At 63.8% G+C, this 13,213-nt stretch carries 11 protein-coding genes; 4 read left to right on the top strand and 7 right to left on the bottom strand.

Features of this window, described 5'->3' with window-relative positions; translation table 11 throughout:
• Positions 1-82: 82 nt before the first annotated feature.
• The 4 genes from fabF to gmk all read left to right on the top strand — a co-directional run bounded on the left by fabF (position 83) and on the right by gmk (position 4,605).
• Positions 83-1,342: a beta-ketoacyl-ACP synthase II gene (gene fabF, locus HV823_RS03660; RefSeq protein ID WP_176948378.1), complete on the top strand. Its 1,260-nt coding sequence runs from the start codon at positions 83-85 to the stop codon at positions 1,340-1,342.
• 356 nt (positions 1,343-1,698) lie between these two features.
• A complete protein-coding gene (gene mltG, locus HV823_RS03665; RefSeq protein ID WP_210270698.1) occupies positions 1,699-2,874 on the top strand; it encodes an endolytic transglycosylase MltG in 1,176 nt (391 codons plus the stop codon).
• Positions 2,875-3,048: 174 nt separating this feature from the next.
• Complete coding sequence (locus tag HV823_RS03670; RefSeq protein ID WP_176948380.1) at positions 3,049-3,936, top strand: YicC/YloC family endoribonuclease; 888 nt, start codon at positions 3,049-3,051, stop codon at positions 3,934-3,936.
• Positions 3,937-3,939: 3 nt separating this feature from the next.
• Complete coding sequence (gene gmk, locus HV823_RS03675) at positions 3,940-4,605, top strand: guanylate kinase (RefSeq protein ID WP_097139119.1); 666 nt, start codon at positions 3,940-3,942, stop codon at positions 4,603-4,605.
• 18 nt (positions 4,606-4,623) lie between these two features.
• Here the strand turns inward: gmk and HV823_RS03680 are convergent, their stop codons facing one another.
• The 7 genes from HV823_RS03680 to lptF all read right to left on the bottom strand — a co-directional run bounded on the left by HV823_RS03680 (position 4,624) and on the right by lptF (position 13,002).
• Positions 4,624-5,238, bottom strand: coding sequence for a methyltransferase family protein (locus HV823_RS03680; RefSeq protein ID WP_176948381.1), 615 nt, complete (start codon positions 5,236-5,238; stop codon positions 4,624-4,626).
• 96 nt (positions 5,239-5,334) lie between these two features.
• The gene (gene rsmA / locus HV823_RS03685; protein ID WP_176948382.1) at positions 5,335-6,165 is read right to left on the bottom strand and encodes a 16S rRNA (adenine(1518)-N(6)/adenine(1519)-N(6))-dimethyltransferase RsmA; all 831 of its coding nucleotides are present in this window, start codon (positions 6,163-6,165) and stop codon (positions 5,335-5,337) included.
• Positions 6,165-7,190 carry a 4-hydroxythreonine-4-phosphate dehydrogenase PdxA gene (gene pdxA / locus HV823_RS03690; protein ID WP_176948383.1) on the bottom strand — a complete coding sequence of 342 codons (1,026 nt, stop codon included), beginning with the start codon at positions 7,188-7,190 and terminating at the stop codon, positions 6,165-6,167. Before pdxA ends, rsmA begins: the two co-directional genes overlap by 1 nt.
• Positions 7,191-7,249: 59 nt before the next feature.
• Complete coding sequence (locus HV823_RS03695) at positions 7,250-8,197, bottom strand: SurA N-terminal domain-containing protein (protein WP_176948384.1); 948 nt, start codon at positions 8,195-8,197, stop codon at positions 7,250-7,252.
• Between the two features lie 199 nt (positions 8,198-8,396).
• Entirely contained in the window at positions 8,397-10,739 is a 2,343-nt protein-coding gene (locus tag HV823_RS03700) for an LPS assembly protein LptD (RefSeq protein ID WP_176948385.1), read from the bottom strand.
• The gene (gene lptG, locus HV823_RS03705) at positions 10,739-11,818 is read right to left on the bottom strand and encodes an LPS export ABC transporter permease LptG (RefSeq protein ID WP_176948386.1); all 1,080 of its coding nucleotides are present in this window, start codon (positions 11,816-11,818) and stop codon (positions 10,739-10,741) included. The genes HV823_RS03700 and lptG overlap by 1 nt, the downstream gene beginning before the upstream one ends.
• On the bottom strand, positions 11,815-13,002 hold the full coding sequence (lptF, locus tag HV823_RS03710; RefSeq protein WP_176948387.1) for an LPS export ABC transporter permease LptF: 1,188 nt from the start codon (positions 13,000-13,002) through the stop codon (positions 11,815-11,817). The genes lptG and lptF overlap by 4 nt, the downstream gene beginning before the upstream one ends.
• Between the last annotated feature and the right edge of the window lie 211 nt (positions 13,003-13,213).

Here is a 13,213-nt window from a genome sequence, read left to right on the forward strand (position 1 = left end):
GCGGCCCGTCGCGACCCCGCTTGCGGACAGCGCCTGTGCGCTCCGCCTCGGTCCAAGAGAATTATAGGGTGGATCACCGACGATGAGACGTGTCGTTATCACAGGTACCGGCATGGTATCGCCTTTGGGCTGTGGTACCGAATTGACCTGGTCCAGGCTTCTTGCCGGCCAGAGCGGCGCTCGCCAGGTCAGTGGCTTCGAATTCGATGACCTTCCCGCCAGGATCGCATGCTATATCCCCACGGGCGACGGGACCGAAGGCACCTACAATGCCGACCGGTGGATGGAGCCGAAGGAACAGCGCAAGGTCGATCCCTTCATCATTTACGCGATGGCGGCTGCCGAAATGGCGCTGGACGATGCCGGCTGGCATCCGAAGACCGACGAGGAGCAGACCTCGACCGGCGTACTGATCGGCTCGGGCATCGGCGGCCTCGAAGGCATCGTCGAGGCGGGGCTGATCCTGCGCGACAAGGGCCCGCGACGCGTTTCTCCCTTCTTCATTCCCGGCCGCCTGATCAACCTCGCCTCCGGCCAGGTTTCCATCCGCCACAAGCTGCGCGGCCCCAACCATTCCGTCGTGACGGCGTGTTCGACCGGCGCGCATGCGATCGGTGACGCAAGCCGCCTGATCGCACTTGGCGACGCCGACGTGATGGTCGCCGGTGGAACCGAATCGCCGATTTCGCGCATGGCGCTTGCCGGCTTCGCCGCCTGCAAGGCGCTTTCGACCCAGTACAACGACGAGCCTACCAAAGCCTCGCGCCCCTATGACCGCGATCGTGACGGTTTCGTTATGGGCGAGGGCGCCGGCATCGTCGTGCTGGAAGAACTGGAGCACGCCCTGGCGCGCGGCGCAAAGATCTATGCCGAAGTGGTCGGCTACGGTCTTTCGGGCGACGCCTTCCACATCACCGCCCCGTCCGAGGACGGCGACGGCGCCTATCGCTGCATGCAGATGGCGCTGAAGCGGGCCGGACTGACGCCGGACGATATCGACTACGTCAACGCGCACGGCACCTCGACCATGGCCGACACGATCGAACTCGGCGCCGTCGAGCGCCTGGTCGGCAAGCATGCGGACAAGGTCTCAATGTCGTCGACCAAGTCGGCGATCGGCCATCTTCTGGGCGCTGCGGGCGCGGTCGAAGCGATCTTCTCGGCGCTGGCGATCCGCGACAACGTCGCACCGCCGACGCTCAATCTCGACAATCCCGACGTCGAGACGGCGATCGACCTCGTGCCGCACAAGGCGCGCAAGCGCGAGATCAATGTCGCGCTGTCGAATTCGTTCGGCTTCGGCGGGACCAACGCCTCGCTGATTCTGCGCCGCTACGGCTGAGCGGTCTGTGTACCGCCACCACCGGTGGCGGTTCGGGTTTGTGTCCGCCCCACGGCGTCGAACGCAGTCCGACGAAACAATCCAATGCGCCGCAAGCGGCGCGCCGGAGAATGACGACGGATCTCGCCTGGGGGCGGGATACGATCCAGTTTTTGCCGTATTGGTCTGCCCTAGTGATATGTGCGTTCGCATTGGGCATGGGGGCGCAGTCGGGCCGCACAGTCAGGCCATGACAATTTGCGCACGCCCCCATCCCGCGGTTTCGTTGCGGGCAGCGGCGGGCAGGCGGGGGAGCGGACCATGACGGCCAGTTCATACGAGGAGTGTCTGTGAGCGAGAACAACGAAACCGCTGACATGTCTTTCGGTCGTGGCGACAACGCCAGCAAGGGCCCGATCATCCCCAAGTCCGCAAACGAGGCCCTGCGGCCGGAGCAGGTTCCGCGTCCGCCGCGGCGCTCGCGCAAGGCCCGCAGCCAGCTTGTGATCTTCCTGAACTTCCTGATGACCGTCATCGTGTTCGTCACGATCGCGGCCGGCGCGATCTTCTATTACGCGCTCGACAGCTTCGAGAAGCCTGGTCCGCTGGCGGCCAACACCAACTTCATCGTCCGCAACGGCGCCGGCGTCAACGAGATCGCCTCCAGCCTGGAGCGTAACGACATCATTACCGACAGCCGCGTCTTCCGTGGCATGAGCCGGATCTACCTGAAGGACGCTGTCCTCAAGGCTGGCGAGTACGAAATTCGTGCCGGGGCCTCGATGCACGACATCCTGGAGTTGCTGCAGTCCGGAAAGTCGATTCTCTACAGCGTGTCCGTTCCTGAAGGCCTGACCGTCAAGCAGGTGTTCCAGCGCCTCACCGACGATCCGGTTCTCGAAGGCGACCTGCCCGGTGACCTGCCGCAGGAGGGCACGCTGATGCCGGACACCTACAAGTTCTCGCGCGGCACCAAGCGGGCCGACGTGCTCCAGCAGATGCTGGCGGCGCAGAAGGCGCTGGTGCAGCAGATCTGGGAGAAGCGCGACGACGACCTTCCGATCGCCTCGCCGGAGGAACTGGTGACGCTTGCCTCGATCGTGGAAAAGGAGACGGGCAGGGCCGACGAGCGTCCGCGCGTGGCATCCGTCTTCATCAACAGGCTCGAGAAGAAGATGCGCCTGCAGTCCGACCCGACGATCATCTACGGCATCTTCGGTGGTGACGGCAAACCGGCCGACCGTCCGATCCTGCAGTCGGATATCGAGAAGCAGACCCCCTACAACACCTATGTGATCCGCGGCTTGCCGCCGACGCCGATCGCAAATCCCGGTCGCGCGGCGCTTGAGGCGGTTGCCAATCCCTCGCGGACGTCTGACCTCTACTTCGTTGCCGACGGCACGGGCGGTCACGCCTTCGCCGAAACACTCGACGAGCACAACGCCAATGTCCGCCGCTGGCGCAAGCTGGAAGCGGAGAAGGCTGCCGAGGCCGCCAAGGCTGCGCAGGAAGCCGGCCAGGCCGGCACGCCTGACGGCGCTGGCGCCCAGTAGCGCGTCTACGTTGGGTGATGACCGAGGCGGGGCGCCCAGCGTGCCCTGCCGGTTCCTCGGCCGTGCCTATCGCGGCCAAGGCCCACGCTTTTCCTTCAGGAACAGGCTATATAGGGGAAAACGGTGCCGCCGCTGATTCCGAGGCGCCGAAGCCCTTCGCGAGCGGAGATCGAAATGCCACTTCAGTCCATGACCGGGTTTGCGCGCAGCGAGGGAACGAGCGGACGTTGTCGCTGGGCGTGGGAGTTGCGCTCGGTCAACGGCAAGGGGCTCGACCTGCGTATCCGCCTCCCGCAGGGCTTCGAGCAATTCGAGCCGATGGTGCGGCAGAAGGCGGCGGCGGCATTTACCCGCGGCAACATGCAGATCGGCTTGTCGGTCTCCGTGGTTGAGGCGCAGGTACAGCCGGTTATCAACCAGGCGGCCCTCTCCGCCATTCTGTCCCTGCGCGAACAACTTTCAGGCATTGTCGATTCGGCGCCGTTGCGGCTGGATACGTTGCTCGGCGTCCGCGGCGTCGTCGACTTCCGCGAGGCGGAGGAGAGCGCGGCCGAGCGCGAAAGCCGCGACCAGGATATCTCCGATGGCCTCGATGCTGCGATCGAACGGCTGCTGTCCATGCGGCTCGGCGAGGGCCATGCGTTGCGGCAGGTCCTTGGCGGCCATGTTGGCAAGATCGCCGCTCTGGCCGCGGCGATCGAGGCGGACCGCAGCCGCAGCATCGATGCGATTGCCGAGAGGCTGGCCGGGCAGGTGCAAATGCTGATGCAGGGCAATGGCGGGCTGGACCGTGACCGCCTCTACCAGGAGGCCGTATTGCTGGCCACCAAGGCCGACCTGCGCGAGGAGATCGATCGCCTTGAGGCGCATGTGCGGGCCGCCGAGCAATTGCTCTTGGCCGACCAGCCGGTCGGGCGGAAGCTCGACTTTCTTGCACAGGAATTTAACCGGGAAGCGAATACCATATGCTCGAAGTCGAACGCGGCGGCCGTCACCGCCGCGGGGATCGAACTGAAAGTCGTCATCGACCAGTTCCGCGAGCAGATACAGAATTTGGAGTAGACCATGGCCGCGCCGCAGCAGAACCAACCGATCCAGATCGCCCGGCGCGGGCTGATGCTGGTGATTTCCTCGCCGTCCGGCGCCGGCAAGTCGACGATCGCTCGCAACCTGCTGGAAGCCGATTCCGGCATCAGCCTGTCGATCAGCGTCACGACCCGCCAGCGCCGCCCGAGTGAGATCGCCGGCCGCCATTACCACTTCATCGACCGCGCCGAATTCGACATGCTGCGCGATTCCGATGCTCTGCTCGAATGGGCGGAAGTGCACGGCAATTTCTACGGCACGCCGCGCAAGCCGGTGGAGGAGGCGATGGCTGCCGGTCGCGACATGCTGTTCGATATCGACTGGCAGGGCGCACAGCAGCTGCAGGAAAAGATGGCCGCCGATGTCGTCTCGATCTTCATCCTGCCGCCGTCGATGACCGAGCTGCAGTCGCGCCTGCACAGGCGGGCGGAAGACACCGAGGAAGTGATCGCGACACGGCTGGCCAATTCGCGGGCCGAGATCGAGCACTGGCATGAATACGACTACGTCATCCTCAACGACGATCTGACGGCCGCCTTCGATGCGGTGCAGAGCATCGTCAAGGCGGAGCGCCTGCGCCGCGACCGCCGCCACGGCATGTTCGACTTTGTCTCGAAACTGCTGACGGAACAGCCGGTCCTCTGAGGCCGGCGCTCCAGCCTTTCAAAACATTGTCGCGAGGATCGGCAGATGGCCGTTCATCCTCAGGTATTCGATGCCTTCGAGGAATGGAAACAGCGCCAGCAGGAACAGGCTGTCCCGGAACGTGCTCGTCAGCGCCTTCTGCGAGAAGCGGACGCCTGTCGCCGTTCGGTAGAGTGATAGGCGCGGCAGGAACAGCGGCGTCTTCTTCGCATAGTCACGATAGGCTGCCCCGAAAAGATGCTCCAGAAACGCGGCTTCGCGCAAGGCCGTGTACTTGAACACCAGATAGAAGGCGAAGGCCATCGAAACGGCCAGGATCAGCGAACCGGAGATCAGGCCCACGCCGAGAATGCCCGCGAGCGAGGAGAGGTAGAGTGGATTGCGTGTCATCGAATATGGGCCGATGTCGACGAGCTTCCGGTTCTTGTGGGCGCCGATATAGAGAATGCTCCAGAGCCGGCCGAGGATCGCAAGGAAGATCAGCATCAGGCCGCTGACCTCTATGAACTCATGGACGGGGCCATCCTGCCAGTATGGCCTGATCAGGACGATGGCCGCGAGAGAGGATGCGGAGAGCAGCCACAGGGACGCGATCCGCTTCTTCTGGTCGAAGGCAACGGTGTCAGGTTGCATTGGCCGCTCCCTCGGTAGGACAGAAATGGCGCGACCGGAACATGGCGAATTGATGTCTTGGCTGCACCGGCAGTGGCAGGTGGCTGGTACCGGCGGTCAGAGCGCGTTTGCGAGTGCCACGAACTCTTCGACAGAAAGCGTTTCCGCCCGTCGTTGCGGATCGATCCCGACCTTTGCGAGCAGCGCCTCGCCGCCGAGCGGCTTCAGGCTTTGCCGCAGCATCTTGCGGCGCTGGCCGAAGGCCGCGTGCGTCACCTTCTCCAACGCGGGCGCAGCACAGGCGAGCGGATTTTCGATCGGTTCCAGATGAACGACGGACGAAGTGACTTTCGGCGCCGGGACGAATGCCTGGGGTGGAACGTCGAACGCCATCCGCGCGTGCGTGCGCCAGCCTGTGAGCACGCCGAGCCGTCCATAGTGATCGTCGTCCTCGCTGGCCACGATGCGCAGGCCCACCTCGCGCTGGAACATCAGCGTCAGCGACTTGTAGAAGGGCGGCCAGTCCTTCGGCAGCAGCCAGTTCAGCAACAGCTGCGTACCGACGTTGTAGGGCAGGTTGGCGATGATGCGGACCGGCTCACCTGCCGGCACCAGTGCTGTGAAGTCGACTTTCAGCGCATCGCCCTCGATGACGGTGAGCCGGCCCGGATAATGGTCCGAAATCTCCTGCAGCGCTGGCAAGGCACGCGCGTCGCGTTCGATCGCGATGACGTGCTTGGCGCCGAGCGAGAGAATGGCGCGCGTCAGCCCACCGGGGCCGGGGCCGACCTCGATCACGGTACAGTCTTCCAGCGGCCCGGCCGTGCGCGCGATCTTCTGCGTCAGGTTGAGGTCGAGGAGGAAGTTCTGCCCGAGCGACTTCTTCGCATCGAGCCCGTGGCGCTGAATGACGTCGCGTAGCGGCGGAAGCCCGTCGATCGCCGCCATCAGTTACCGCCCCGTTCGTGCAGCGCCAGCTCGTGAGCAAGGCGAAGTGCCGCGAGCAGGCTGTCCGGCTTGGCCTGGCCGGTGCCGGCCAGCGAGAAAGCCGTGCCGTGGTCGGGCGAGGTGCGGATGAACGGCAGCCCGAGCGTCACATTGACAGAATCGTCGAAGCCCAGCGCCTTGGCGGGTATCAGGGCCTGATCGTGATACATGCAGATCGCAACGTCGTAGGTCGCACGCGCGGCCTCGTGGAACATCGTGTCGGCCGGCAGCGGCCCGACGGCATCGATGCCCAGTTCCTTGAGCCGCTCGATCGCCGGCGCCACGATCGCTGTGTCCTCGAGGCCGAGGGCGCCGCCTTCGCCGGCATGGGGATTGAGGCCGGCGACCGCCAGCCTCGGTGCGGCAATGCCGAAGCGCTGCTTCAGATCCCTCGCCGTCACCAGCGCAGTCTCGAAGACGAGATCCTCCGTCAGCGCGGCAGGCACGTCCTTCAGCGGGATATGGATCGTGACGGGCACGCTTCTGAGTTTCGGTCCTGCCAGCAGCATGACCGGCAGCGCCTGCTTGCCGGTTGCCCTGGCGGCCAGGTCGGCCAGATATTCGGTGTGGCCGGGGAAGGGGAAGCCGGAATCGTAGAGGACGGCCTTGGCAATCGGATTGGTCACCACCGCCGAAGTGCGTCCCGACATCGTCAGCGTGACGGCCGTCTCGATCGCAGCGATGATCGCGCCCGCATTCTTCGAGGACGCCTTTCCGGCGATGGCCGGCTCGACGAGCGGGACGGAATAGACGGGGATCGCCTCGTCGAAAACCGTGGCCGCCGTCTCCGGCGTCGCTGCGGCGACTGCAACGTCCAGCCCGCGTGCGGCAGCGCGCGCCAGAAGCGCCTCGCCGTCGCCGATGAACAGGAAGGCGGGCAGGTCCAGCCGGACGCGCTCAAGCCAAAGGTCGAGCGTGACGTCCAGTCCGATCCCGGACGGGTCGCCCATGGTAAGGGCCAGCGGGGGGACGGTCGCAACGGTCATGGAATGGCATTTCTATGGCGGGAGAAGAGCCGGCGCGGCGCGCCGGCGGCGGAGCGCGGTCAGCGCATCGTGATCTGCGCCTTGCTGCGCAGTTCATCCACATACTTCTTGCTGTTGCCGTCATCCGGCTTGTCGCCACCCTTGCCGAGCTCCTCGGCGCGGAACACCATTTCGGCGGCCATGTCGTCGTTGACCTGGCGCGTCTTGCAGATTCCGAGATATTCCACGCCGCGTTCGGTGACGCGCGTCTCGGTGGTGTTGCCCTTAGCCTTCTCGATCAGCGGCTTCCAGTCTTCGGGCAACTGCGGTGCAAGCACCCGGCCCAGCTCGCGAATGGAGACGTCGTGCATCGTCGCGGCGAAGATCTTGGCGTCCTCACAGCCGGGATATTTGGAGCGCGAGGCCTCGGCCTCCGCCTTGCGCTTGCCGATGATGGCGTTGCGGCGCGATGCGGGAACGACGAAGATGACCTGCTGCAGGAAGTATTCGGTCGTCGACGGCTTGTCGCCGCCGCGCTCCTGCATGCGTTCCACGAGCGACTTGCCGCCCGCGGAATTGCCATATCGTGCGTTGACGACACGCGGCCAGCTCATCTGCACGGCGATGTACTGCTTGAAGTGGTCGGCGCCGACGCCGGCGCGGTCGAGGATCTGGCCGAGTTGGTCGGTGGTCAGCTTGTTGCCGGAGGCGAAACGCGCATAGGAGGCATCGACGTCGGACGTGCTGACGGACATGCGCAGCCTGGCAATCTCGGAACGCTTCAGCGTTTCGTCGATAAGCTGTTCGCGTGCGATATCCTTGGTGGCCTTGGACTTTTGCAGGCGCAGGAATGCCATGCGGCGCTGGACGTCGCCCGATGTGATGGCCGTGCCGTTGACGACTGCCTCGACGCCGGTTGCGGCGACGGCCGGAGAGACGATAGGCACTCCCGACGCGACGGAGCCCACAAAAATAGCGGTGCCAAGAGCGATCGCCCGCATCAACGACATCTTTCTGGTCATTTCCATCCCTTTCCGTCTTTTCCGCATTGCCCGGCAATCGGGCTTGAAGCGGATGAACCGGGCGTTGCCCGGACGCGTCTGCGGCATCTTCTTATGCGCGCGCAACGCCTCTCGGCGGCAGCCCTAACGAATTACGCCCTCAAATCAGCCATTTGCATAATACATGCGGCCAAACGATGACAAGCCCGGAGAGCGAAAGGCTGCCTCAGTAGTCGTCGAAACCGTCGAGGGTCGTATCGCCCACATTGATGTCGCCGAGCGTTCTGAAGCTGAGGCGGGCGCCGATCGACCAGTCGTTGGCGATTGTCGAGCCGGTGTCGCGCGTATTCTCGTAGACGATCGAGAAAATCGTGTCGCGGTCGTCATAGGTCAGGCCGACGCCGCTGCGCGCGAGATTGTTGTTGTTGATGTCGTAAGTCACCGAGCCGAAGACCGACCAGTAATCGCGGAACTTGAGAGCGGCGATGGTCTGGACTTCGTCGTTGTCTTCCGGGAAGCCGTAGAGCGGCTGGGCGGCGATCCGGGTGTAGGTCATCGCCGCCTGCAGGCGGTAGTTCTCGAAGCCCACGCGCGTATCGGTACGGCGCAGCGACAGATCCTTGCGATCGAGGCGCGAGCTGTAGGAGAGGGCCCAGCCGCCGGGGGTCGTCAGTCCGGCCATGCCGACATAGTCGGAGCTGTCGTATTCCAGACCCGAATTCGCGCCGGCATTGACGAGGTCCGCCGAGGCGAACGAATTCTCGCCCGAAAGCTGGTAGGACTGGCCGAAGACGCTGCGCATCGTGTAGCCGCTGTCCAGCGTTCCGGTGTAGCGGATGCCGACATTGGCGCGCGTGCCGCCTTCGATCCGGTCGAAGCCGGAGAACTTGTCGCGCTCGAACAGGTTGGTGGCGTCGAAGACGAAGCTTTGTGCATCTTCGTTCGGCAGTCCGCCGGCCAGTTGCTCGTTGGGGCGGACATAGACCTGCGCCATCGGTTCGAACACGTGGCTGCCGCCATCGGTCGTCACCAGGATCGGATAGCGTGTCTCCAGACCCGCCGTCAGCATGCCGCGCGTGGCGCTGTCTGCGGTGTCGAAGTTGCCGTCATAGCGCGAACCCGGATCGGTCATGTCGAGGCGCAGGGCGTCACCGCGCGCTGCCAGCAGCGGCGTGAAGACGAGCCCGCCGGGCATGACGTACTGGCGCTTCCATTCGAGTTCCGCGGTGAGGCGCGACGTGCCGCCATCGAGGCCGGGGAAACGCCAGGAGGAGCCCATGAAATAGCGGTCGAGACGGTCGCGCTCGACGTTGGTGAGGTTCACCGTGGCGGCCAGCTGTCCGCCGAACACCGGATTCGGTGCGATGTATTCGTAGTCGAGCGTCTGTGGAATTGCCTGCTGGCGCTCGGCGACGTCATTGGGATCGGCGTCCTGCACGTCGAAATAGAAGGCGCGCAGGTCGAGATAATTCCGGCGTCCGATACCGTTCAGGTAGACTTGGTTGCGGATGATACGGTCGTCGTATCCCGATAGGTCATAGGTACGCGAGAAGTTGTTGTCCGTCTGGGTCATCACTTCCCAGCCGAAGGCCCAGCGCGGATTGATCTGGAACGTGCCCACAGACGCGATCATGGCGCGCCCGTCGACCTCGCGGTCGCTGGTGCCGTCGGTGAAGACCTCTGGACGCATCTGTTGGATGCCGGCCGCGCGCAACGTGACAAGACCGCTGTGGAACTGCTTGCGGAACTCGCCCTCCATCAGGAAGCCCTGCCGCGTATAGACGTTCGGCGTGATCGTCGCGTCCATGTCCGGGGCGATGGCGATGTAGTAGGGCACGCCGATGCCGAGACCGAGCTTCTGCGTATAGCTGAATTTCGGGAACAGAACGCCCGTCTTCCGCTTCACCGTGTGGTCGGGAACCTCGAGCATCGGGAAGTAGGCGATCGGCTTGCCGAACATCTCGAAGCGGGCATGCTCCAGGCGCACGGTATGGGTGCGGCCGTTCTGGACCACGCGCTCGGCCTTGATCTGCCACAGCGAGCGATGCGTCGGGTCCGTCGCGCACGGCGTGCAGGCCGTGTAGACGCCGTTGTTTAGGATCATTTCCTCGCCGTTTACGCGCTCGCCGCTGGTCGCGGCGATCTTCGTCAGGTCGGTCGTCTCGATCCGCAGCGCGTTGGCAAAGCCGTTGGCGAAATCGTCGGAGAGATTGAGTTCCTGCGCGTAGACGCGGTTGCCGGTCGGTTCGATGAACTCGATGTCGCCGGTCGCCTTGAGCTGGCCGGTCGTCTGGTCATAGATGACCTGCTTGGCGACGAGCTGGTAACCGCCATAGTTGATCTGGACCGCGCCTCGCGCCGTCACCGTGTCGCTGTCGCGATTGTAGACCAGTTCGTTGGCGGCCAGAATCAGCTTCGCATCCGGCGGAATGTTGGGTGCGAGCGAATCGACCGTCGCCGACTGCGCACGGGCAGGCAGCGAGGCCATGGGCGCAAGCGCGCACAAGGCGACACCGGCAAGCAGCGCGGTCGCGATCCAAGTCTTACGTTCGCGGTTGCCTGCCGCCACTAGCCGTCCTCCTGGTGCAGAAGGATTGTTGCACCCAGCGACATTGCTACGACAACTGGCAGCCAGGCCGCAACAAACGGTGGGACTATTCCACTGCTTCCGAATGCTTTCACAAGCACGGTGACGACATAAAGCATGAAGCCGGCGAGTATGCCACCCAGAATCACCGCACGTGATTGATTAAACCTGCTAAATTTTAACGAGACGCTAGCAGCGATCAGCGTCATTGCAACCAGAAGAAGCGGCAGCGAAAGCATCGAATGAAACTGCGTTTCGAGCGGCTCGGTAGCGAAACCGAACGACTTTGCCGCCTCGATCTTTCGTGGCAGTGCGAAAAACGAAATGGAATCAGGTTTTTCGAGGCTCTCCTGGACGAACTCCTGTCTCAGATTGGTCTCCAGTTGTGCCGAAGGGGAACGCTTGGGCAACTCGCCGTTGCGGGTCTCCAGTACCTTGTTAAGCTCCCAGTAACCATCTTTCAGGATTGCCGATTCGGCGTCCTGTCGAAAACTGATGTGCCCGTCCTTGTCGAAATGGATGATGCTGACGTTCAGCAGCCGCGTTCCACCGTCCTCGACGGCCTTCGCCCCGATGATCGCATCGTCGCCGTCGTGACGCTGGCGGATCCACGGTATGCCTGTGCTCGAAGACTTGCGGTTGGAGCCCCACTCGGCTTCCAGCACCTGCGACTGGCGCGTCCCCCAGGCCGCGATCGGGTTGAGGACGGTCACCGCGAGGACCCCGAACAGGAAGGCGCCGATGGCGAACGGCCGCAGGAACTGCCAGACCGATACGCCGGCGGCACGGGTGACGACGAGTTCGTAGCGGCGGTTCAGCGAGATCAGCGCGGCCATGCCGGCAAAGAGTGCGACGAAGGGAATCGTCTGCATCAGGATCATCGGAATGCGCAGCACCGTCATCAGCAATCCGCTGAGGGCCGTGTATTTCGGCAGCCCACCCATGCGGCTGGACGTCTCGCTGAAGTCGATGATGAAGACGAGCGCGAAGATTCCGATCATGAACCAGATCGTCGTCACCATGTAGCGGCGGAAGAAATAGAGGCCGAGGGTGGGGATCATTGCTGTTGTCCGTGGCTCGTGGACGCGGCCCCGGAGCGGCCGGACAGGCGCGCCATGAGGCTGTCTCGCAGATCCATCAGCCGCGCGCGCAACGAGGCCGGCAATTCAAGGCTCTTGTGGCGTGAGAGCTGGCGTATCGCCAGCGCTGCCACGCCGACCGGGATCAGATAGAGGAACGGGATGGCGTAGTAGGACGTTTCCGAAGCGCTCGCCGCATAGAACATCGCCCAGCGGATCGCGAGCGCCACGAGCAGCGAGGTGACCATGGGATGGACGCGCGCCTCGCGATGCGACCGGGCATCGACGCTGGCGACGAGCGCGACCAGTCCGAAGATCAGCGGCAGCGTCCATTCGGTGAAGCGGCGGTGTAGTTCGGCGGTGAACGCGCCCGGATTGCGTTTGACCTGCTCGTCGTTCGGATCGGGGTTCAGCAGGAAGGGCAGGTCGCGATCCTTGGCGCGGATGGTCGCTTCGCCGGCGCGCTCGGTCAGGTCGGCCAGGTCGAAGGCATAGGAATCGAACTTGATGACCGAGACGTCCCCGTTCGGAAGCTTCCGGTGCACCTCGCCGTCGTTCATCACCAGCGCCGAGGTCTTCTCGTCGATGGCGCCTTCGCGGGCATAGTAGACGTATTCCACCTTCGGGTCGCGGGTGTCGGCCACGAACAGGCCTTCGAGCACGCCGCCGCCCTTGCGCCGGGAAACCTGGACATAGAGCCCGTCCGTCACCTTGCGGAAGGCGTTTTCCTGGATGACCGAGGAGAGCATGTCGGCATGCGCCGTGGCGATCATCTGGCGCACGGCCGTGCGCGAATAGGGTTCCACGAAGTTGTCGACGACGAAGGAAACGACGCTGAGGCCGACGCCCAGATAGATGATCGGGCGGATGATCATCATGCGCGAACTGCCGGCCGCATTCAGGACGGTGAGCTCGGAATCGGCATTCATCGCCGTCAGCGTCTGGGCGACGCCGATGACGAAGGCGAAGGGGAGGATAATCGGAATGACGGAAGGCAGGATGAGCGTGGCGAGCTTCAGAAACGCCAACATCGACTGGCCGCTGTCGGTCACCAGGTTGACGTTGGTCAGCGCCTGCGTCGTCCAGACGATACCGAGCAGCGGCAGCAGCGTGCCGAAGAACATCAGCGACGTGCGACGCAGGATGTAGCGTTCAATCAGCTTCATGTCTGTTCCGAACCGGAGTCCCGTTTCTGTTGTCTATAGTCGTCCGGTCGCAGCCGATCGGTCCACCGATGCGAAAACGTTCGAGCCCATATAAGTCTTCATCCGGCCGACACCAGACCGGAACGGCCCTATGCCACGGAAATTTGCCGCGAACAAATCTACTGGTCCGGTTTTAAACCGAGGGCGGCATCTTGCCAAGCGCCGCAAAAGC

Source organism: Mycoplana rhizolycopersici (assembly GCF_013378445.1).
Lineage (GTDB): Bacteria > Pseudomonadota > Alphaproteobacteria > Rhizobiales > Rhizobiaceae > Mycoplana > Mycoplana rhizolycopersici.